The organism is Paraburkholderia sp. J63 (assembly GCF_905220245.1).
Taxonomy (GTDB): domain Bacteria; phylum Pseudomonadota; class Gammaproteobacteria; order Burkholderiales; family Burkholderiaceae; genus Paraburkholderia.
Genome location: NZ_CAJMZF010000014.1, coordinates 29108 through 51290, shown reverse-complemented (window position 1 = coordinate 51290; position 22183 = coordinate 29108). Strand labels below are relative to the sequence as shown.

The 22183-nt window shown below is 64.6% G+C and carries 22 protein-coding genes; 17 read left to right on the top strand and 5 right to left on the bottom strand.

The features are described 5' to 3' along the window. The first annotated feature begins 60 nt into the window (after positions 1-60). The 10 genes from urtD (at position 61) to U5775_RS17180 (ending at position 8657) form a co-directional block, all read left to right on the top strand. Positions 61-846 carry an urea ABC transporter ATP-binding protein UrtD gene (urtD, locus tag U5775_RS17225; protein WP_322059389.1) on the top strand — a complete coding sequence of 262 codons (786 nt, stop codon included), beginning with the start codon at positions 61-63 and terminating at the stop codon, positions 844-846. A gap of 28 nt (positions 847-874) precedes the next feature. Then, on the top strand, positions 875-1570 hold the full coding sequence (gene urtE / locus U5775_RS17220) for an urea ABC transporter ATP-binding subunit UrtE (protein ID WP_322059291.1): 696 nt from the start codon (positions 875-877) through the stop codon (positions 1568-1570). 62 nt (positions 1571-1632) lie between these two features. Next, positions 1633-2532: an urease accessory protein UreD gene (locus tag U5775_RS17215; protein ID WP_322059290.1), complete on the top strand. Its 900-nt coding sequence runs from the start codon at positions 1633-1635 to the stop codon at positions 2530-2532. Between the two features lie 337 nt (positions 2533-2869). Then, on the top strand, positions 2870-3172 hold the full coding sequence (gene ureA / locus U5775_RS17210) for an urease subunit gamma (RefSeq protein WP_017773123.1): 303 nt from the start codon (positions 2870-2872) through the stop codon (positions 3170-3172). 10 nt (positions 3173-3182) lie between these two features. Continuing rightward, positions 3183-3488, top strand: coding sequence for an urease subunit beta (locus U5775_RS17205; RefSeq protein WP_322059289.1), 306 nt, complete (start codon positions 3183-3185; stop codon positions 3486-3488). A 47-nt stretch (positions 3489-3535) separates the two neighbouring features. Continuing rightward, positions 3536-5242: an urease subunit alpha gene (gene ureC / locus U5775_RS17200; RefSeq protein WP_322059288.1), complete on the top strand. Its 1707-nt coding sequence runs from the start codon at positions 3536-3538 to the stop codon at positions 5240-5242. Between the two features lies 1 nt (position 5243). Next, on the top strand, positions 5244-5882 hold the full coding sequence (gene ureE, locus U5775_RS17195) for an urease accessory protein UreE (RefSeq protein WP_322059287.1): 639 nt from the start codon (positions 5244-5246) through the stop codon (positions 5880-5882). Further along, on the top strand, positions 5869-6549 hold the full coding sequence (locus tag U5775_RS17190; protein ID WP_322059388.1) for an urease accessory protein UreF: 681 nt from the start codon (positions 5869-5871) through the stop codon (positions 6547-6549). The genes ureE and U5775_RS17190 overlap by 14 nt, the downstream gene beginning before the upstream one ends. A 21-nt stretch (positions 6550-6570) precedes the next feature. After that, positions 6571-7224, top strand: coding sequence for an urease accessory protein UreG (gene ureG / locus U5775_RS17185; protein WP_322059286.1), 654 nt, complete (start codon positions 6571-6573; stop codon positions 7222-7224). A 467-nt stretch (positions 7225-7691) separates the two neighbouring features. Continuing rightward, positions 7692-8657: a helix-turn-helix transcriptional regulator gene (locus tag U5775_RS17180; protein ID WP_322059285.1), complete on the top strand. Its 966-nt coding sequence runs from the start codon at positions 7692-7694 to the stop codon at positions 8655-8657. Here U5775_RS17180 and U5775_RS17175 read toward each other — a convergent pair. Beyond that, entirely contained in the window at positions 8654-9433 is a 780-nt protein-coding gene (locus tag U5775_RS17175) for an alpha/beta hydrolase (protein ID WP_322059284.1), read from the bottom strand. The genes U5775_RS17180 and U5775_RS17175 overlap by 4 nt on opposite strands. Positions 9434-10288: 855 nt before the next feature. Between U5775_RS17175 and U5775_RS17170 the strand changes: the two genes are divergently transcribed. The 5 genes from U5775_RS17170 to U5775_RS17150 all read left to right on the top strand — a co-directional run bounded on the left by U5775_RS17170 (position 10289) and on the right by U5775_RS17150 (position 14175). After that, entirely contained in the window at positions 10289-10627 is a 339-nt protein-coding gene (locus U5775_RS17170) for a hypothetical protein (protein WP_322059283.1), read from the top strand. A 106-nt stretch (positions 10628-10733) separates the two neighbouring features. Beyond that, positions 10734-12206: a hypothetical protein gene (locus tag U5775_RS17165; protein WP_322059282.1), complete on the top strand. Its 1473-nt coding sequence runs from the start codon at positions 10734-10736 to the stop codon at positions 12204-12206. A 38-nt stretch (positions 12207-12244) separates the two neighbouring features. Beyond that, entirely contained in the window at positions 12245-12682 is a 438-nt protein-coding gene (locus U5775_RS17160; protein WP_322059281.1) for a YcfL family protein, read from the top strand. Positions 12683-12748: 66 nt separating this feature from the next. After that, on the top strand, positions 12749-13363 hold the full coding sequence (gene lpoB, locus U5775_RS17155) for a penicillin-binding protein activator LpoB (protein ID WP_322059280.1): 615 nt from the start codon (positions 12749-12751) through the stop codon (positions 13361-13363). Positions 13364-13386: 23 nt separating this feature from the next. Further along, positions 13387-14175 (top strand): hypothetical protein, encoded by a 789-nt coding sequence (locus U5775_RS17150; RefSeq protein WP_322059279.1) that lies wholly within the window; start codon positions 13387-13389, stop codon positions 14173-14175. Between the two features lie 250 nt (positions 14176-14425). On the opposite strand, the gene waaA is transcribed toward U5775_RS17150, so the two are convergent. The 4 genes from waaA to U5775_RS17130 all read right to left on the bottom strand — a co-directional run bounded on the left by waaA (position 14426) and on the right by U5775_RS17130 (position 19512). Next, complete coding sequence (waaA, locus tag U5775_RS17145; protein ID WP_322059278.1) at positions 14426-15739, bottom strand: lipid IV(A) 3-deoxy-D-manno-octulosonic acid transferase; 1314 nt, start codon at positions 15737-15739, stop codon at positions 14426-14428. 70 nt (positions 15740-15809) lie between these two features. Continuing rightward, positions 15810-16694, bottom strand: a complete 885-nt coding sequence (locus U5775_RS17140) for a Kdo hydroxylase family protein (RefSeq protein ID WP_322059277.1) — start codon at positions 16692-16694, stop codon at positions 15810-15812. Between the two features lie 170 nt (positions 16695-16864). After that, positions 16865-17866, bottom strand: coding sequence for a lipopolysaccharide heptosyltransferase I (waaC, locus tag U5775_RS17135; protein WP_322059276.1), 1002 nt, complete (start codon positions 17864-17866; stop codon positions 16865-16867). 251 nt (positions 17867-18117) lie between these two features. After that, complete coding sequence (locus U5775_RS17130) at positions 18118-19512, bottom strand: phosphomannomutase/phosphoglucomutase (RefSeq protein WP_322059275.1); 1395 nt, start codon at positions 19510-19512, stop codon at positions 18118-18120. A 256-nt stretch (positions 19513-19768) separates the two neighbouring features. Between U5775_RS17130 and U5775_RS17125 the strand changes: the two genes are divergently transcribed. Beyond that, positions 19769-21031, top strand: a complete 1263-nt coding sequence (locus U5775_RS17125) for an oligosaccharide flippase family protein (RefSeq protein WP_322059274.1) — start codon at positions 19769-19771, stop codon at positions 21029-21031. Next, positions 21028-21873, top strand: coding sequence for a glycosyltransferase (locus tag U5775_RS17120; protein ID WP_322059273.1), 846 nt, complete (start codon positions 21028-21030; stop codon positions 21871-21873). Before U5775_RS17125 ends, U5775_RS17120 begins: the two co-directional genes overlap by 4 nt. Positions 21874-22183: the final 310 nt, after the last annotated feature.

The window sequence follows — 22183 nt, the reverse complement described above, 5'->3', positions numbered from 1 at the left end:
GATCCGCTCGGCCACAATCCCTTCGACGACGACACGCTCACGCTTTCGGGCGTGGCCGCCATGGGCCACGTCGTGCAGCCCGGCGCCATCGACACCTCGCACGGCACGATCCTCTATCTGGAAGACGTGAGCGTGAGCTTCGACGGCTTTCGCGCGCTCAACCAGCTTTCGCTGGAGATCGACGCGGGCGAACTGCGCTGCGTGATCGGCCCGAACGGCGCGGGCAAGACCACGATGATGGACGTGATCACGGGCAAGACCGCGCCCGACTCGGGCAAGGTTTTTCTCGGCCAGACCATCGACCTCACGCGCATGAACGAACCGGCCATCGCGCGCGCGGGCATCGGCCGCAAGTTCCAGAAGCCCACGGTGTTCGAGCAGCACCCCGTCTGGGAGAACCTCGAACTCGCGATGGCGCCCGACAAGGGCTGGTTCGCCACGCTGCGCGCGCGGCTCGACCGCCGCGCGCAGGCCCTGATCGAGGAGACGCTCGAAATGATCCGCATGGAGGGCGACGCGCGGCGCCTCGCGGGCGAGCTCTCGCACGGGCAGAAGCAGCGGCTCGAGATCGGCATGCTGCTGATGCAGCGCCCCGCCCTGCTGCTGCTCGACGAGCCGGCCGCGGGCATGACCGACGACGAGACCATGGAGCTCGCCGCGCTGCTCAACCGCCTGCGCGGCAGCTGCTCGATGATGGTGGTCGAGCACGACATGGAGTTCGTCGCCGCGCTCGCGGGAGAGACGGGGCGCGTGACGGTGATGGCCGAAGGCCGCGTGCTCGCGCACGGCACGCTCGACGACGTCAAGCGCGACGAAGCCGTCATCGAATCGTATCTGGGCCGCTAACGGGCCTGCTTGCACGCATAGGGGCGACATGCTCACCATCGACTCGCTGAACCAGTATTACGGCGGCAGCCACATCCTGCGCAACGTCTCGATGACGGTGCCGCCAGGCCAGCTCACAGTGCTGCTCGGGCGCAACGGCGTGGGCAAGACCACGCTGCTGCGCTGCCTCATGGGCGTGGTGCCCACGAAAAGCGGCACGATCGCGTGGCGCGACACGGCGCTCACGAAGCTGCCCACGCACGCGCGCGTCGCGCACGGCCTCGCGTACGTGCCGCAAGGGCGCGATATCTTCCCGCGCCTGAGCGTGGAGGAAAATCTGCTGGTGGGCGCGGCCAGCCGCAAGCGCGCGCCCTCGGGCGTGCCCGCGCACCTCTACGCGCTCTTTCCCGTGCTCAAGGAGATGAAGACGCGGCGCGGCGGCGATCTTTCGGGCGGCCAGCAGCAACAGCTCGCGATCGGACGCGCGCTCATGAGCGAGCCGCAATTGCTGATTCTCGACGAGCCCACCGAAGGCATCCAGCCGTCGATCATCCAGGACATCGGACGCACGCTGCGACAGCTCGTCGAGGAAATGAACCTCACAGTGCTGCTGGTCGAGCAGTATTACGACTTCGCGAAGGCCATCGCGGACCACTACTGGGTGATGCGCCGCGGCGAGATCGTGGCGGGCGGCGCGGGCGCCAGCATGGAAGCCGATGGCGTGCGGGAGATGATCGCGGTCTGAGCCCGCCGCGGCGCGCGTGCTATCCTCCACGCCACTGCCCGCCCACGTCCCACGCCCTCAGCATGTCGCTTCACGAAGATCACGCCGCGCTCGCCAGCACTACCCGCAACACGGTTCACCAGGAATGGGCCGCGAAGCTCGAACTCGGCTTCGCGCGCCACGGCGCGCGCACGACGCTCGCGCACCGGCTGCATGCGGGACCGTTGCGCGTGCAACGACCGCTCTATCCCGAAGGCGATGCGATCTGTCACGCGGTGATCGTCCATCCGCCCGCGGGCATCGCGGGCGGCGACCGGCTCGACATCGACGTGAACGTGGGCGACGACACGCATGCGGTGCTCACCACGCCGGGCGCGACCAAGTGGTACAAGTCCAACGGCCGCGTGGCGCGCCAGCGCATCAAGTTGCGCGTGGGCGCAAATGCCCGGCTCGACTGGCTGCCGCAAAACAATCTCGTGTTCGATCACGCGCACGCCGAGCTCGACTTTTCGCTCACGCTCGCCGAAAGCGCGACGGCGATCGGCTGGGACGCCGTGCAGCTCGGCCGCCAGGCGGCCGGCGAGCGCTGGTCGGCGGGCATGGTGCGCTCGGTCACGCGGGTGGTGCGGGCTGCCGCGCCTGGCACAGACGAACAGCTGCTCTGGTTCGAGCGCGCGCTGATCGACGCCGCCGACCCGTTGCGCGACGCGCCGCAAGGCCTCGCGGGCTATCCGGCGTTCGGCATGCTGTGGGCCGTTGGCCCCGCGTGCAACGAGGCGCTCGCGCAAGACCTCGCTCTCACGCTCCCCTTCGACGACGACCTGCGCGCGGGCGCGACCTGCGTCGCGCCGGGCGTGCTGCTGGTGCGCGTGATCGCGCGCTCGATGGAACCGCTGCAGCAGACGCTCACGCGGTGCTGGACGCAGTTGCGCCCGATCGTGCACGGCGTAAAGGCGACGCCGCTGCGCCTCTGGACCACCTAAGCCAGCCGGAATCCATCGCGCGCGCACCACATCGGCGCACGCATGCTTCATCGCGGCGCATCGACGCCTGCGCATGGCGCACGCCACTCGCACAAACGGTGCATTCATGCTGCCGCTTCGTTGGCACATACCTTGCAGCGCATTTCCACCATCAAGCGCGCCCAGCGCACGGATCTGCAAGCTGCCCGTAACCTCACTCCCGTAAGCTGAGCCGACGCACGATCGGGCCCCGGCCGCGTGTATTTGCAGCATATGTGCCGCGTATTTGCCGTGCATCGCGCACGCGTGCGCCACCGGATAGCCGTCCCGGATGGCCACCCCCAACCCACTGAAAACGATGAAGCTCACGCCACGCGAGAAAGACAAGCTCCTGATCTTCACCGCCGCGCTGCTCGCCGAACGGCGGCGCGCGCGCGGCCTCAAGCTCAACTACCCGGAGGCGGTCGCCTTCATCAGCGCCGCGCTCATGGAAGCCGCGCGCGACGGCAAGACCGTCGCCGAGGTCATGCACTACGGCACCACGCTGCTCACGCGCGACGACGTGATGGAAGGCGTGCCCGAGATGATCCCCGACATCCAGGTCGAGGCCACCTTCCCCGACGGCACCAAGCTCGTCACCGTCCACCATCCGATTCCTTGAAGGCCCGCCCATGATCCCCGGCGAAATGCTGATCGACGACGGCGAAATCGAACTCAACGCGGGCCGCGAGACCGTGACCGTGACGGTCGCGAACACCGGCGACCGCCCCGTGCAGATCGGCTCCCACTTTCACTTCTACGAAGTCAACGAGGCGCTCTCGTTCGAGCGCGAGGCCGCGCGCGGCTTTCGCCTGAACATTGCGGCCGGCACCGCCGTGCGCTTCGAGCCCGGCCAGGAGCGCACCGTCGAGCTGGTCGCGTTCGCGGGCGAGCGCGCCGTCTATGGCTTCAACGGCAAGGTGATGGGCCCGCTCTGAGCGGCGGCGCACCCCTTCCAGAATTCCGAATTCATCAGGATTCCGATATGACATTGAAGATCGGCCGCCGCGCCTATGCGGAGATGTTCGGCCCCACGACCGGCGACCGCGTGCGTCTCGCCGACACCGAGCTCGTGATCGAAATCGAGCGCGACTACACGGTCTACGGCGACGAAGTGAAGTTCGGCGGCGGCAAGGTGATCCGCGACGGCATGGGCCAGTCGCAGCGCCTTAGCGCCGAAGTCGCCGACACGGTCGTGACCAACGCCGTGATTCTCGACCACTGGGGCATCGTGAAGGCCGATATCGGCATCAAGGACGGCCGCATCTGGCGCATCGGCAAGGCGGGCAATCCCGACGTGCAGCCGGGCGTGACGATCCCCATCGGCGCCTCGACCGAAGTGATCGCCGGCGAAGGCCAGATCGTGACCGCGGGCGGCATCGACACGCACATCCACTTCATCAGCCCGCAGCAGATCGACGAGGCGCTCGCCTCGGGCGTGACCACGATGATCGGCGGCGGCACGGGGCCCGCCACCGGCACCAACGCCACGACCTGCACGCCGGGCCCGTGGCACATGGAGCGCATGCTGCAAGCCGCCGACGGCTGGCCGATCAACCTGGGCTTTCTCGGCAAGGGCAACGTAAGCCTGCCCAAACCCGCCGAAGAGCAGATCGCCGCGGGCGCGATCGGCCTGAAGCTGCACGAGGACTGGGGCTCGACGCCCGCGGCCATCGACAACTGCCTCACCGTGGCCGACGCCACCGACACCCAGGTCGCCATTCACACCGACACGCTCAACGAAGGCGGCTTCGTCGAGGCCACGGTGAACGCGTTCAAGGGCCGCACGATCCACACGTATCACACCGAAGGCGCGGGCGGCGGCCACGCGCCCGACATCATCAAGGTGTGCGGCGAGGCGAACGTGCTGCCCTCGTCGACCAATCCCACGCGCCCGTATACGGTCAACACGCTCGACGAGCACCTCGACATGTTGATGGTGTGCCATCACCTCGATCCGTCGATTGCCGAGGACATCGCCTTCGCCGAGTCGCGCATCCGCCGCGAGACCATTGCCGCCGAAGACATCCTGCACGACCTCGGCGCGCTCTCGATGCTTTCTTCGGATTCCCAGGCAATGGGCCGCGTGGGCGAGGTCATCATCCGCACCTGGCAGACCGCGCACAAGATGAAGGTGCAGCGCGGCGCGCTGCCCGAAGACAGCGCACGCAACGACAACTTCCGCGTGAAGCGCTATGTCGCGAAGTACACGATCAACCCCGCGCTCACGCACGGCATCGCGCACGAGCTCGGCTCGATCGAGCCGGGCAAATGGGCCGACCTGGTGTTCTGGGACCCGGCGTTCTTCGGCGTCAAGCCCACGCTCATTCTCAAGGGCGGCATGATTGCCGTGGCGCAGATGGGCGACCCGAACGGCTCGATTCCCACGCCGCAGCCAGTGCATTATCGCGAGATGTTCGGCACGCGCGGACGCGCGCTCACGCAGACCTCGCTGACCTTCGTCTCGCAGCTTGCGCTCGATCTGCGCATGCCCGAGCGCTACGGCCTGCAAAAGCGCGTCGTGGCGGTGCGCAACTGCCGCAGCGTCACCAAGGCCGACATGATCCATAACGCGTGGCGACCGTCGATCAGCGTCGATCCCGAGACCTATCAGGTCGTGGCCGATGGCCAGTTGCTGACCTGCGAACCCGCCACGGTGCTGCCGATGGCGCAGCGATATTTCCTGTTCTGACATGCGCACGATAGACAAACGACTCAACGCCAGGCTCGCGCCCGTACTGATCAAGCGCGCGCCCACGCTCACCCTGGCCTACGACGCGCGCTGCAAGAGCCGCTTCGCGGCCACGCTCGATTCGGGCGAGGAAGTGGGTGTGGTGCTGCCGCGCGGCACGGTGCTGCGCGACGGCGACATGCTCGTGGCCGACGACGGCGGCCTCGTGCGCGTGATCGCCGCGGCGCAAAGCGTGCTGCGCGTGCGCGCGCCGGACCGCCTCACGCTCACGCGCGCCGCGTATCACCTCGGCAACCGCCATACGCCCGTGGAAGTGGGCATCGACGAACTCAAGCTCGAAGCCGATCCGGTGCTCGAAGACATGCTCAAGCGCCTGGGCGCCCAGGTCGAGCGCGCGACGCTGCCGTTCCAGCCCGAGGCGGGCGCTTATGGAGGCGGTCATCGTCACGGACACGACGAGACTTTTGCCGAAGACTACGCGCTCGCGCAGCGCGTGTTCGACGAGCATCACGGGCATGCGCACGATCACGGGCACGGCGATCACGGCCATGGCGCCGCTTGCGAACACGATCATGACCACGGCCACGATCACGGTCATTGCGACGGCCACGCGCACGACCACAGCCATGAACATCGCTGAGCTCACGGCCCTGCTCCATCTCGCGTCGCCGGCATTGCCGATAGGCGCGTTCAGCTATTCGCAGGGGCTCGAAGCGGCCATTGAGGCGAAGCTCGTCGCCCACGCCGACGACGCCGCGCACTGGATCGCAAGCGGCCTCGCCAACGTGCTCGCGCCCGGCGAACTGCCCTTCATCGCGCATCAGCTCGAACGCTGGCGCACCCACGACGCCCACGCGCTGATCGAAGCGAACGAGGAATTCGTCGCGAGCCGCGAATCGGCGGAGTTGCGCCGTGAGACCTCGCAAATGGGCTGGTCGCTGCGCCAGCTTTGCGTGCAGCTCGAATGGGGCGACGCCGCGCGCCGCGAGACGCTCGAACGCATGACGCCTATCGCGCAGCCCACGGCGTTCGCGTTCGCGGCTTTCGCGCACGACGCCGCCGCGGACGCCACGCTCGCCGCCTACGCGTTCAGCTGGGTCGAGAACCAGGTCGCCGCCGCGCTCAAGGCCGTGCCGCTCGGGCAGCTCGCGGGACAGCGCATCGTGGTCGCGCTGCGGCCCGCCATCGAAAGCGCGGTCGCGCGCGCGCTCGCCACGCCGCCTGATTCGCTCAACACCTTCGCGCCGCAGCTCGGCATTCTCAGCGCACGGCACGAATCGCAATACTCGCGGCTGTTCCGCTCCTAGCCTTTTTGCATCGTAGAACTTATGAATTCGCACTCCAGACACATGAACAAGCGCACGAAGAAACTGCCGCCGCTGCGCGTCGGCGTGGGCGGTCCGGTCGGCTCGGGCAAGACCACGCTGCTCGAAATGCTCTGCAAAGCCATGCGCGAGCGCTACGACCTCGTCGCCATCACCAACGACATCTATACGAAGGAGGATCAGCGCCTGCTGACCGTCGCGGGCGCCCTGCCCGCCGAGCGCATCATGGGCGTGGAGACGGGTGGCTGCCCGCACACGGCGATCCGCGAGGATGCCTCGATCAACCTCGAAGCCGTCGACCAGATGCTCACGCGCTTTCCCGACGCGGACATCGTCTTCATCGAATCGGGCGGCGACAATCTCGCGGCCACCTTCAGCCCCGAGCTCTCGGACCTCACGATCTACGTGATCGACGTGGCGGGCGGCGAGAAGATTCCGCGCAAGGGCGGCCCCGGCATCACGAAGTCGGACCTGCTCGTCATCAACAAGACCGATCTCGCGCCGCTGGTGGGCGCGAACCTCGACGTGATGGCCTCGGACGCGAAGAAGATGCGCGGCGAGCGTCCGTTCGTGATGTGCAACCTGAAGGCGCTCGAAGGCCTCGATCAGGTGGTCGCGTTTATTGAAAAGCAGGGACTGCTCGTCGACAGAGCATAAAGAAACCGCTCACGCATACGCAGGCGGCCCATACTTCGGGCCGCCCAACGGCCAGGCGTTCGTCGACGGATCTCAAATGATCAGTGGCATCCGTCTGATGCGTTAGTCCCGGGACTTGCAGCGGTCGGCGTGCATTTTCTTTTTAGTATGCAGTCGTTTTTTGATGCACCATTTCACCGGAACTGATGCTTGAATATGACAAAAGGGCGATCGCAAGATGGCCTTTTATTGGTTTTCATAAAACATTCTACTTCGGATGACATCTGAATCTCCGGACAGAGGTCCCCGCCTGAACTAGCGGGTATAGCAATGGCCTGCCAATCACAGACCCGCATTCAGAGCAGGCTGGAGGCAGGCAATTGTCTGTTTATTGACGGCCAGGTGTAATACCGATATTCATAATCTGCAGGTTTTGGAATATTTGGCCCCGTGAGGTCCTTAAGCTGATTTAGTCTTGGGAGCAACACGTGGATGAAGTCAATGCCCTGGTATTGGCCTTATACCAACGCGCCCGCGAGGTGCCTCTCGAGCAGTTCCAGGGGGAAGCGCTGCTGGCCATTAAGGCGTCCCTTCCCTTTGACGTGGCCCGGTGGGGAACCGGAAGATTCGACGCCCAAGGACTGGTTTTTCACACCCCCTTCCTTTACAACGACTCACCCGATAGCCTGCTGGATTACACCCCGATCAGGGACCGGGATTGGGTGGCGTTTCATTGCGCGTCACGTCCAGGAGTGACGCTCAATTGCTACCTGCCTGACCTCAGTCGGCATTCGCCAGAGCTGACGGCGTACGCGCATCGTTATCGACATGAGCAGGGGCTTGTAACCGGCTATCATAATCCGGCGACGGGGATAACCGCATCCGTCTCACTGTACAGAGCGTACGAGCACAGTTCTTTCACCGAAGGCGAGCGCCAACTCATGCAGACGCTCTTCCCGCATCTGCTCGAGGCCTTGAGGATATGTCAGCGGCTCGAAGTCGAACGTATCCGGCTGGTCGACGACAGCAACCGCTGGAGCGTCGCAGTGTCGGACCTGGGGGGCGCCATTTGCTTTGCCGAGGAGAATTTCCTCGCTGCGATGCAAAAGGAGTGGCCAGGCGCATTGCCGCATACCATCCCGTTTGAGCTCTTCCGAATCATTCAGGCGGCGCCCCATCGGCCCACTTACGGCAAACACATCGTCGTGGTACCGTTTCCCACGAAGTCCCTGATATTCCTGAAATCCCGCCCTCGGGAACCCATCGACAATCTCACTGCGCGAGAGCGCGAGATTGCAGAACTGGTCGCGGCCGGCTTGACGCACAAAGAGGTGGCCAAAACGCTGAACATCGCACCATCCACGGTCAATAACCATCTGCGGGCCATTCATGAGCGGGTCGGCGCCCACAACAACGCGGAGCTAGCGACCCAGCTTCGATACGCTCGCATCTAACCTTTTGGCAACCAGAGTTCCGGCGGACATTCGAGGTGTACGAAATGTCCCGCGTTCAGCCACTGGATGGTCACATTCTGAAAGTAGCGCGACCATGTTTGAGCTTCACGTCGCGGGTCGACGAGCACGTCGTGCAGCCCGAACACAATATTCACCGGTCCGCGCACCGTAGTCTGCACCCGCAAGGGGGTGGTTTCCATGAAGTCCTTAAGGATGACATGGCATGCGTTGAAATCCAGCCATGCTTCCCGCTCTATCAGAGCGTTGAACCACTGTCTGCGCTCGACTGCATCAGGTCCCCAGTACATGTCGAGAAATCCTGGGACTTGACATATCCGTTCGAAAAGCGTCCAGAGCGCATTGAAGCTGTTTTTCTGTGCACGGTTGAGCGCGATCGCGCGCAACAATCCAGCCGGATTTTCGCTAACGCTGGCTGCACGCTCACCGAGTCGCATGAGTGCGTCTGCAATATCGAAGACGGGCGCTACCAGCGTGATCGCCCCGAGCCGCTCGGGCATGACCATGGCAAGATGCAGGGCCAGGTGCGCGCCAAACGAATGGGTGACCAGGTCTATCGTGCCGCCCCCCTGACTGGCGAGCATCTCAACCTTGAATACGACGTCATCCAGAAGCGCCTGATACGGACGGGCAAACAGAACCTCGGTGCGTGGCTGGTCCCACCACACCAGCGGAAGCGATTCTCCATACAGTTCACGCTCCACGATGGCCGATAAGCCCGGCCCCCCATGCAGAAATAACGTCGTTGCCTGTTTCACTCGCGCCCCCTGACTGTCCACTGCCACCGTAAGATCTCCCGTGCTCGAAGACGGGGGTCATCAATGCGTGCCTCTCCGGCAGCGGGTCATAACCATGGCACAACATAGACCGCATGGTTCGCGGTGAGAGCAATCTCCTTCGCGCTTGCGAGGTAGTCGGCCACGTACGAGCCGATGGCCAAACATGGCTCTCAAGTCAACGATGGGTTTGGCATCGCCGTAGCCCCTCGTGAAGCCAATTCCGGATGAACTGCCGATCATGATGGACCTCGTCGTTGAAGACATATCCGCTGTCCGATGATGAGGCGGCTGCCGTCCGGGATACATAGTGAAATTTGATCATGGTACCAACGAGGTTCTACGCCGATAGTTCTCCTGTATGAAGATGTTCGTCACTCCGGCACGCATGGCGGCCACTTCTCGCATTTTTCATGCACGTGACGAATTGTTAAGACTTTCTCCTGCACGACAACTTCACGACGGGTGAGCCAAATGAACAAGAATGAGACACAAACGAGACGGGTTCGGATAACCAAATCATTCTTTGCGACAGCAATCGTTGGGGCCGTGGCTGGATGTGGCGGAGGCGGCTCCAGTGACACATCGGGTTCCAGCGGTGGCCCCGGCGCTGCCGGCAGCAGCGGCGGCGCCTCATCTCCTGCTGCAGCGAGTGCGCCAGACAGCGCGTCATCACCCACTCCCACGACCAGTCTCGCGTGTCCGGCCGGCAACGGTCAAGGTACAAATGGTCTTCAGTTCTATAGCCCAACCGGACAATTTTCATACTCTTTGAGTACCCCCGCCGCATCCGCTCAGGATTACGCGACCCTCACGTGGGGAGTCAAATTCAATAACGTGAACAACCTCGCTCCGACTGCTTATTCCGGCTCTCTAAGAGCAACGCTCTTTGCAGTGTCGAGTTCCTTTACGGGCGGAAATGTGATTCAGGGCCAAGTTCTCGGCGTATTCAATCCCAACTTCACGGGATCGGGGGCACAGAGCGCGAATCAGATCAAGGTGGGCGGCTACAGCACCACGACCGTCATTAGTTCATCCGTCGAAATTAATCCGCCCGCAGGTCAGTATTGCATTGTTGCTGCGCTCGATGAGTATTCCCCATCAAGTTGCTCGTCGTCGGACGGCTACTGTTTCGTCGACTGGATCCAGTTTCCCGGCCCGGAAATTTTTAAGTAGCCAGCAATTACAACTTTTCGATGCGAGGCTGAATTTTTCTTAGCAATCCGAATCATGTATCGAATGAACCGGATACCCATAAACCACATGATATGGGGATGTCAAAATGAAGCAAACCGCTAGCGCCTTGCGCAGGCTGGTCTCAGCCTGTTTGCTGGCCACTCTTGCTGCATGTGCCGAATATGGCACAACCATGACCGGGACCACTGAGAAACTGAGGACGGGCGCGGTTGAAGATGCGATCGCCAGTCACGAAAAAACTTATGACGGCGCGACAGGACGCTCGCGCGATCTGCTTTACTACCTGGAGAGCGGCGAACTGCAGCGCGCCCGCGATGGCGGCCTCGACGCCAGCACGCAGTCGTGGCTGCAAGCCGACGAGCTAGTGAAAGGCTGGGAGGACGAGGCGCGCGGCAAGCTGCAAAAATCGGTCTCGACGCTCGGAGCCTGGCTGCTCGACGATTCGCTCGCACGCTATGACGGACAGGACTATGAAAAAGTCATGCTGAACACAAATCTGGCCGAGAACCATCTGACAAAGGGTGACTGGCAGTCGGCCCGCGTCGAGATTCGCAAGATGTACGAGCGCGAAGCGTTGATTGCCTCGCTACGTGAGAAGCAGGTCGATGCACTGGCCGCACGCGAGCAGGAAAGCGGCGTCAAGGCCAACCAGACCCAGATCTCGGACATCAAGGGCTATCCGGTCGAGATTTTCGACGATCCTGAAGTCACCAGGTTGCGCAATTCCTATCAGAGCGCGGCGTCCCACTATCTGGCTGGCTTCGTGTTCGAGGCATTGAACGAGCAGAGCCTCGCCGCTGCCGGCTACCGTCAGGCCATCGAACTGCGTCCCGACGTGCCGGCCCTGCGCGGCGGCCTCGAGCATCTCGGCACCGTCCCGCCAGCCGGACAGACCGATGTGCTGGTGCTCCTGGAGACCGGGCTCGTGCCGGTGCGCGATTCGATGAAGGTTACGCTGCCGGTGCCGCTTGGCAGCGGCGTCAAGCTGCTGACCACGGCCTATCCGGTCATCCATCCCGCGCCCGACAACTACGCGCCGGGGAACATCGAACTGGGCGGCACGCTCGTGCCGACTGCGGTCGTGACCAATCTCGACGCCATGGCACGGCGCGCACTCAAGGACGACATGCCGCTGATGATCACCCGCAGCATGACGCGCATGGCCGTCTCGGGGGCGGCGCAGGAAGCGCTGCAGCACAATAGCTCATCGGGCCTCGGCTCGCTGATGAGCCTCGCGGTCGGGATCGCCTCGGCCGCCACCGCGAGCACCGATACTCGCGAATGGCGCACGCTACCGGGTTACATCTCGATTGCGCGGGTCACCGTCAAGAGCGGCCAGCAGACACTCGCATTCGATACGCCACACGGCCGGTTCAGCGCCAACGTCAACGTGGCCGGTCCGCGTCAGGTGATCCTGGTACGTCCGCTCGGCACGCGGCTCGAAGTGCTCGCCTCGCTACCCGGCGACCTGCCACTACAAGCCGCCGCGGCGCCAGCCAAACTGCCCAAGGGCAAGCCGAAGATGGCGAACTTCACTCAGTCCGACGCAGCGCAATAAGCGTGGCGCCGCCCTCGTGCAGCGCTGACATTCAATTCATGGAGAGCGCCTTGAAACCTGTCACACGCCTGTGTGCCGCAGCGCTATCGGTTGCGTTAGCCGCCGTCGTGCCACCACCTGCCTATGCAGAGTCGATTGCGTCGAAAGTCGACCAGCTCGGGCAACTGTCCAACGTGTCGATCACTAGCCTGCGCACGACGAATCGCGCCGGGCTGCTGTTTCTCGAAGCGACGTTTTCGAATGCATCGATCTACGACGACTCATTCGAATACCGTATCAAGTGGATCGACCGCGACGGCTTCCCGGCAGGCACCGACGAAGCCTGGAAGCCCGTGCTGATTCACGGGCTGCAGCGACTGTCGATCCAGTCAATCGCTCCGTCGCCCGACGCTGCGGATTTTCGAATCGAGCTGCACAGCCCGAACAACGTGGCGCCGGCCAACACCACCAATACCGCCAATACGCCAGGGCACTGATCCCGGCGACGGCACGCTCCAGTCTGCCTGCCGTACTTCGCCGCACCTGGTAAAAAGGAACTTGAGATGAATCAGACCATCAAGCGCACGATCTATCTGACCAGCGCCTTCCTGAGTAGTACCGCCCTCGTGGGATGTTCGGTCAACGGGCCGCTCACAGCGGGCGGCGGCAACGTGCAATATGGCGACGCCAAGGCGGTCGAGACAGTCACCAACGAATTCGGCTCGACCGACCTTCAATCGATCGCCGAAAGCATGTCGCGTTCACTCCTGCAATCGCGCGTGATCAGCGGAGCACCGCGTCCGCCGATCCTGACGGTAGCCGAAGTGAAGAACAAGACGGCGGAATACATCGATACCGCGTCGATTACCACGAAGATCCGCACTCAGCTCATGAAGAGTGGCGCCGTGCAGTTCACAGCGTCGATCTCGGAGATGCAGGGCCAGATGGACGAGATCGCGCGTCAAAACAGCGGCGCCTATGCGGCCAATGGCCAGGCCAGGACAGGCAGAATGCGGGGCTCGCAGTACCGGCTCGAAGGCAGCATCTCGTCGATCGTCAAACGCTCGAGTAACGTGAAGGATGTCTACTACGTCTTCAATCTGAGCCTGTTCGACAGCGAGTCCGGCATGATCGTCTGGGAAGACGAGAAAGAAATCCGCAAGACGTCTCTTCGTTAACGCCAACTCATTCCGGGGCCAACATGGGTCTCTTTCATCGGCTAGTGACGATTGCGCTTGTCGGCAGCGCGCTCGTCGCCGGGAGTGCCGCCAACGCGCAGGCGAGGATCGCCGTCGCGGACCTGACCTGTAGCGAGACAGTGCGGGAGTCGTTTTTCGACGAGGCCGGCGACGACCGATCGAGCTCGAACAGCTCTGCACCCTACGGCGATTCGGACTTCCCGGCTTCAGGTCAGGAACGCATCGAATACGGCGAGCTGCGCAAGTTCACTGCCGATATCAAAGGGCAGCTTCTCGCCACCGGCTTCAGGGTAACGCAGTCGCGTCCGTACCTCGACATGCGTGGCGACGAGAAGATCTTCGACATCATCAACCGCATCAAGAAGGGCGGTTTTCCGGGCGCGGACTATGTACTGTTCGGTACCGTCGATTCGGTCGAATGGCGCAACGACGTCGCGCCGCTACAGGGCACCGATCGCGCGATGCTCGACTATAGCCTCGAGGTTGGCGTCGAGTTCAGCCTCGTCAATACGCGTACCTACGAAGTCCGCGCCGCGTTCTCGGCGGTAGGCGAAGGTAACGACAACAAAGTGTGGGGCACGGGCGCTCGCCTCACGCCCAACCGCGCGCGAGTGTTGCAGGAGGTATCGCGCTCGCTCGCCGATGAGACGACCCAGCAACTCGCTCGGCAGTTCCGCCGAAGCCCCATGCCCATGGGTGGCGGTAGCCGGCCGCGTGGACTTTCCGACGACGACGGCACCGACGGTAGCGCAGCGCGTGCGCCGGCGCCCGTTGTCAAGGTCTACGAGTAGAGGTCAGCGGCGAGCCAACACCTGTTACTCGACTCGGACCCGAAACGCCGACACGGCTTCACGCAGTGTTTGCGCCTGGCGATGCATCAACGGGGCCGCAGTTGCCGCCTCTTCGACAAGCCTTGCCTGCGACAACTGCCCCCTCCCTTGCTGTTCCGCGCGCGGCCTCAACGGCTGCATTCAGTGCAGCACAGGCCGCCCCTCTCGACTGAACGCTCGCCACGTAACGCGTACGCAACCGCGCCCGACGTCATACGTCGGAGACGAGTGCCCGCACGACATCAACTGTGCGCGCCGTGGCGCCGCGATGGCGCGCCGCGAATGCGGCGGCGGCGGCGCCCATCGCCACGCGGCGCGGCTTGTCGTTGAAGAGTTCGCGCAGCGCGCGCGCGAGATCGGCCGGGTCCTGCACCTGCAGCGCCGCGCCGGCTGCCACGGCGTCGGCCGTGGCCTGGGTGAAGTTGAACACGTGCGGGCCGATCAGCACCGGCACGCCCACCGCGCACGCCTCGATCAGATTCTGGCCGCCCAGCGGCAACAGACTCCCGCCGATGAACGCGAGATCGGCAACCGCGTAATAGGCGCCCATCTCGCCCATCGAGTCGCCGAGCAGCACGTTCACGTCCTGCGGCAGCGCGTGAAGGCCCTCGTGCGACGCGGCAGCGCTGGCCTTCGAGGCAGCCGACGCCCATTTCGAGCGCCGCTTGAGCTTCAAATTCTTGCGCGCGACGAGCGCGGCCACCTCGTCGAAGCGCTGCGGATGGCGCGGCACGAGAATCAGCAGCGCGTCTTCCACGCCAAGCGCCGCGAACGCCTGCAGCACGAGTTCCTCTTCGCCTTCGCGCGTACTCGCCGCGACCCAGACGGGTCGCGCGCCAATCGCGCGGCGCCAGTCGCGCCCGCGCGCGACGAGCCCCGGCGGGCTCGCCATGTCGAATTTCAGATTGCCGAGCACGCTCACGTTGCGCGCGCCCAGCGCGGTGAGGCGCTCGGCATCGGCGGGGCTTTGTGCGAGCACGCGCGTGAAGCCGCCGAACACCTCGCGCGCATGCGCGCCGAACTTCGCCGCGCGCTTGAACGAGCGCGCCGACATGCGCGCATTCGTGAGCACGAGCGGCACGTCGGCGTGCTTGCATTCGTCGATGAGCGTCGGCCACACCTCGGTCTCCATCACGAGGCCGAGCGACGGACGCCATGCGCGCAAAAAGCGCCGCACGGCATGCGGCATGTCGTAGGGCAGATAGCAGCGCAGCACGCGATCGCCGAACAGTTGCTCGCCCGTCGCGCGCCCGCCGGGCGTCATATGCGTGAGCAGAATGCGCGCGTCGGGACGCGCCGCCAGCAGCGCGTCGACGAGCGGCTGCGCCGCGCGCGTCTCGCCCACCGACACGGCGTGCACCCAGATGAGCGGCGCGTCGTCCTCAGGCACGCGTCCGGCGCTGTAGCCGAAACGCTCGCCGATATGCTGGCGATAGCCGCGCTCGCGCCGCGAGCGCATGATGAGGCGCAGCACCGCGAGCGGCGCGATCAGCCACCAGGCCGCGCGATAAACGGCCCTCAGCATCGGGCCTCCGCGACGCGCGGCGTCATGCGCGCCGCGGCGATCGTCTTCGTGACGGGATTCAAGCCCGGCTTCAAACCAGTTCCCTGCCCTTGATGCGCTGAAGAATGCCCAGCGGCGCCCAGTCCGGATGGACCATGTCCTTCGCGGGCAGGAAGAAGGTCTGCTCCATCATGAACTGGCCGGACATGACCGCGTGCGACGCGTGATCTGAGAAGCACACCCAGACGCAGCCCGGCGGAAAGTTGATGGTCTCCTGCGGGCTCGACTTCTGATAGTCGAGATCGGCCTTCATGCTGTCGTGCAGATTGAGCATCAGATGGTCGTACTCGCTGCGCGGCGACTTGGTGATGTGCAGCAGATTCTGCAGCCAGGCCGAGCCCGGCATCTGCGGCTTGATGTTCGGCAGGAAGCGCCGCGCCATGTCCTCGAACGGCTCGCCCACGCGCCACACGCGCGGCATGCCGTTCGGGTTCACGTTGGTGAATACGCGCAGGATGCGCTCGCCGTAGTTCGGCCGCGACGGAAAGGCGTCGACGTGCAGGCGCGAATCGTCCTTGCGCCACGAAGTCTGACGCGTCTCCACCTGATGCAGGCGCAGGCTCGTGGGCGCGACGCGCAGCTTGGCCGCGTACTCGGGAAAGAGCCCGTCGACGAGCGTGCGCGCGCAGGCCTGATAGCGCCCGATCATCGCGCGCACCGCCGACTGCGTGACCGTGTCGCCGAGTACGCCGCGCAGCGCGCCGCCGTTCGGGTCGAGACTGATGTTCTTGCGCTTGGGATCGGCGATGGCCGGATCGAGCAGCGCGCGCTCGCCGCCTTCGACCGGAAACTCGAGCTTCGGGAAGTACAGGACCTTGCCCTGCTCGACGGCATCGAGCAGCGTCTCGCGCGGCTGCGAAAGATATTGGCCGTGCCAGTCGGCGGATGTGATTTCGATGATCTGGGATTCGTTCATGGTCGCCCCTGGAAGCGATGGATCGGGATGCCTGGCGGGATGCCCGGCGCCGATCCTTATACCCCGCGAGCCGCTTGGCGCGCCTTGATGCGCCGCAGTCTGTCAGGCCTTGCAGTTGCGTTTGCCGCGGCGCGTTGCCGCCTATGCCCCACTCGCCCGGCGGCAGCGCCTCATAGCAGGCCGAAGCCCGCCAGCGCGCCCTTGACCTGCGCGAGCGTGGGCGGCTGCCCCGCGGTGCCGAGATTGACGACCTTCGGCGACCAATAGCCGCCGGTGCGCCAGGCGGTCGCGAAATTGTACAACTCGACTGTCGGACGCTTCAGCGCCGCCGCGATGTGCACGAGGCCCGTGTCCACGCCCACCGTGGCCGCCGCGCCGTCGATGAGGCCCACCACGGCCGGCAGCGAGAGCTTCGGCGGCACGATGGCCGCCTCGCCGAACTCGCGCGCGAGACGCTCGCTGGTCGCGCGCTCGGCCTCGCTGCCCCACGGCAGCACGAGCGAGGCGCCGCGACGCACGAGCGCCTGGCCCAGCTCGATCCAGTGCGCATCGGGCCATTGCTTGTCGGCGCGCGAAGTGGCGTGCACGAACACCACATAGGGCACTGGCAGATTCAGCCCGACGCCGGCGAGCGCCTGCGCTGCGCGGTACGTGTCGAGGCCAAAGTCGATATCGTCGGTGGGCTGCGGCGGCGGCAAGTCCAGCGCGGCCGCAACCAGTTGCCGCGTGCGCTCGACCACGTGCGTGCGCGGCTCGATGCGCACCGCGCGCTTGTAGAAGAAGCGCACCGGCCATTCGTAGCCCGCGCCATCGGTCCGGTTGCCGAGGCCCACGAGCGGCCCGCGCGCCCAGCTCGCGACCCACGCGGTCTTGATGAGCCCCTGGCAGTCGATCACGAGGTCGTACTTCTCGGCTGCGAGCGCGCGGCGAAACGCGCCGATCTCGCGCCAGTTGGCGGCCGAGAACAACCCTTTGCGCCAGCGGCGCAGCGAGAACGGAATGGCGCGGCGCACGCCATGCACGAGCTCGACGAGCGACTGGAAGCTCTCTTCGACGAGCCAGTCGATCTGCGCGTCGGGATACCGCCGCCGGATGTCGGCGATGGCGGGCATGTTGTGGACGACGTCGCCAAGCGACGACACGCGCACGATGAGGATCTTTTGCACGCTCAAGGCAGAAGGGGGCGGACAGGTTGATAAAAGGTCCGCAATTTTAGCGCGCCGAACGAAGTTAAGCGAAAAAGCGGGAAGAAAGTGCGGATATGGGCGCTGGAATGCGCACACAGGCCGCCGAACGCCGAAAACGCCGCGGCGCCGGGCGGAAGGACCGCACGGCGCCGCCAGGGCTTCCGGTCTTGCTTCAGATGCCGCGTCGAGGCGGCATCGCCAGCACGTTAGAGGCGAGTCAGGGCAACGCCCAGGCCTCAGAACGGCAGCTTCGCGTCCGGCTTCTCGGCGAGGATCACGCGCTTGAAGTCGGCCTGAATGCGCGCGAGCGCCGCATCGTTATCGGCCTCGAAGCGCATCACGACCACGGGCGTCGTGTTCGACGAGCGCGCGAGGCCGAAGCCGTCCGGATACTCCACACGCAGGCCGTCGATGGTGATGACGTCATCGGCGCCCGTGAACTTCGCGTTCTTCTGGAGCTTCGCGATGAGCGCGAAGTTCTCGCCTTCTTCGAGCTTCAGCTGCAATTCAGGCGTGGCGTGCGAGTTCGGCAGGCTGTTAAGCAGCTTGCTCGGGTCGGCCACGCGCGCGAGGATCTCGAGCAGGCGCGCGCCCGTGTACAGGCCGTCGTCGAAACCGTACCAGCGGTCCTTGAAGAACACGTGGCCGCTCATTTCGCCGGCCAGCGGCGCGCCGGTCTCGCGCAGCTTCGCCTTCACGAGCGAGTGGCCCGTCTTCCACATGAGCGGCTCACCGCCCTTCTCCTTCACCCACTTCGCGAGATTGCGCGTGCACTTCACGTCGTAAATGATCTGCTTGCCCGGATTGCGCGAGAGCACTTCCTCGGCGAACAGCATGAGCTGGCGATCCGGATAGATGATCTCGCCGTCCTTCGTGACCACGCCCAGACGGTCGCCGTCGCCGTCGAACGCGAAGCCCACTTCGGCATCGGTTTCCTTGAGCGCGCGAATCACGTCCTGGAGGTTCTCGGGATGCGCCGGGTCCGGATGGTGGTTCGGGAACGTGCCGTCCACTTCCGTAAACAGTTCGACCAACTCGCAGCCCATCGCCTTGAACAGACGCGGCGCGAGGCCGCCCGCCACGCCATTGCCGGTGTCGACGACGATCTTCAGCGGACGCGCGAGCTTCACGTCGCTCACGATGCGCGCGATGTATTCATCGGCGATGTCGTAATCGGCATAGGTGCCCGCGCCCGATTCGAAACGATTGTCAACGATGCGCTGATAGAGCGCCTGGATCTGGTCGCCGTAGATGGCCTTGCCGCGCAGGACCATCTTGAAGCCGTTGTAGTCGGGCGGATTGTGGCTGCCCGTGACCACGATGCACGAGTCGACGCTGCGCTCGCCCGAAGCGAGCTTGAGCGGCACGCTGGCCGCGAAATAGCCGACCGGAGTGGGCACCATGCCCACGTTGACGACGTCCACGCCCGCGGCGCGCAGGCCCTCGGCCAGCGCGGCCGAAAGGTCCGGCCCCGAAAGGCGGCCGTCGCGCGCGATCACCACCGCGTCGCCGCCCTGCGCACGGACTTCGCTGCCGAATGCCCGGCCGATCGCGCGTGCGGTGTCGGCGTCCAGCGTCTTGCCGATAACGCCGCGAATGTCATAGGCCTTGAAAATCGATTGAGAAATCATGGTGGGGCTCACAGTGCGAAGAAAGTCGGGGGGTATTCGTAACACGATTTGGCCGCCTGGCGGGACCGGTCGTTACGAAAAGTCGGAATCGTTACAACTATAATTGCGGTTTTTCGGCGTCAGCCGTTGGTTATGCACCTATTTTAATGCCTCGCCGTTTCTTACAGACGACAAAATCCGCGCCGGTCGCCGTGCCGGCCCCGTGCCTGAGCACGCGGCATGCCTATTACATAAACATAACCGGCGCGCGCCCCCCATGCTGAGCCTCAAACGCTATGCGAACCCCGACGTCCGGCGTGCATTCGCAAACATCGTGTGGCTCGGCCTCGAGCGCATCACGCAGATCGCCGTGGCCATTGTCATCAGCGGCGTGCTCGCGCGCTATTTCGGCCCCGACGTGTTCGGCAAATGGCAATACGCCAACACGCTGCTGCTCGTGCTCGCCCCCATCACCTGGGTCTGCGGCGCCGAGATCCTCGTGCCGACCATCGTGAACAAACCGCACGAGGAACTGGGCACCGTGCTCGGCAGCGCCTTTGCGTTGCGCATCGGCGTCTCGGCGGCGGCGTTGCTCGTGACCTGGGCCGGAATCGCGATGGGCGCGACCGACCCGCTCGTGGGCGCGATGCTCGCCGGGCTCGCCGTCACGATGCTGTTTCGCGAACCGTTCGTCGGCGTGATCAACGCGTGGCTGCAGAGCATGACGTACAGCAAGCCACAATTGCTCGCGAGCATGAGCACGGCCGTGGTCAAGGCGCTGCTCGTGTTCCTGCTCGCGCGCGCGGCGTTCACGCCCGCGAGCTTCGGCTGGCTCTGGGCGCTCGAATCGGCGGCCATCGGCGCGGCGCTCGTGCTCTACTTCCGGCGCCGGCACGGCGGCAAGCTCGGCTGGCACGTGGACCGCGCGCTCTTCAGGCACTTCGCGACGGCGGGCACCGTGTTCTGGCTCGGGCTCATCTGCATGTACCTGTTCCTCAAGCTCGACCGGCTCATGCTCGAGCGCACGATCTCGTTCGCCGACCTCGGCCGCTACTCGGCCGCGCAGCAGCTCAACGAAAACTGGATCACGCTCGCGCTCATGCTCTCGCAGACGATCGCGCCCGCCTTCGTCTATCGCGTGCAGCAGGCCGCGCAACTGCGCCGCAATCTCGTGCGTCTCTTCGCAATGACGGCCGCGCTGATGGTTGCGGGCGCAATCGTGCTCGACGCACTCGCGGGCTTCATCATCGGTCATGTGTTCGGGCCGGATTATGCCGAGGCGATCGGTATTTTCCGCTGGGCCGTGTGGCTTTCGCTGCCTGCGGGGATCGAAGCGATTGGTAATCTCGTCGTGCTCAAATATCAGGCGAAGTTCGTTCTGCTTGCCAAGTGGCTGCTTGCGCTTGCGGTGGCGTTCGTTGTGAATCTTGTGGCGATTCCGCGGCTTGGCGCTTATGGCGCGCTTGTCGGGCTCGCGTGCGGTTATCTCGCGGCGGCTGGCGTGAACTTCTATTACATCCGCTTCAAGTTGGCTTCATGACGAATTCTCACGCCGCCGCGCACGCTGATGATGCACGTACCGGCGCACTCGCCGACGTGGCCGTGCTGATGCCCGCCTTCAACGGCCAGGCCGATGTCGAGCGCACGCTCGCTTCGTTTGTCGAGGATGCGCTGGTTTATGTGCTTATCGTCGATGATGGAAGTACGCCGCCTATCGTTGCGCCCAACTTGTCGGGTATGCAGGTCGAGGTGCTGCGCATGGCGCAGAACGGTGGGATCGAACGTGCTCTGAAGGCGGGCGTGGAAGCGCTTGCGGCGCGTGGGTTTCGCTACGCGGCGCGTATCGATTCCGGGGATCTCGCCGCGCCGCAACGGCTCGCGAAGCAACGGGCGCGGATGGAGGCTGAACCAAGGCTTGCGGCGCTTGGGACGTGGACGCAGGTCGTGAATCGCGCTGGGGCACCGCTTTTTATGCTGCGGCCCGCCGCTGATGCGCGAACGCTGCGCCGTACGCGCATGCTGCGCTCGCCGCTTGTGCATCCTTCGGTGATGCTGAGAATCGATGCGGTGTTGGCGGTGGGGAATTATCGTGTGCAGTATCCGGCGGCTGAGGATCTTGATTTGTTCTTGCGGCTGATGGAGCGTTATGACTGTGCGAACCTACCGGAGCTTGGGCTTTATTACGAGCTCAACGAAGGCGGTATCAGCGCGACCAAGCGCCGGCGGCAGATCGTCTCCACGCTGCGTTTGCAGGCGCGGTATTGGAATGTGCTGAACTGGCGCGACTGGGCGGGGATTGCGAAAAGCTTGCTGCATTTCGTGACGCCGTACGGCGTGCTGCACCGTATCAAGCGCACGGTGTTTGCGCGCAGCGGACAATGAGTAACGGGCTGTAACCTGCTCGCGCTATCGCAAGCCATACGCGGGAAGATTAAAGACAGGGGTGCCGCCCCCGGACGTTTGAAGCGCGGTGACGCCGGGCCGACAGGCGGCATTTTCCGGGGGGTGATCGCGAATAGCCACCAACCCGGCTCTCCCGATCCAGCCGGTTTCCCCCTTGGTCAGGAGCGGCTATCTCCGCGCTCGATTACCAGACGCACAGGGACGGATTGAGGCGACCGACGGGCCCGCCGAATGGAACGGTCAACCGCTTCGGCGCCTCGTCACCCCCGGCTGGCTGTCACTCGACGGT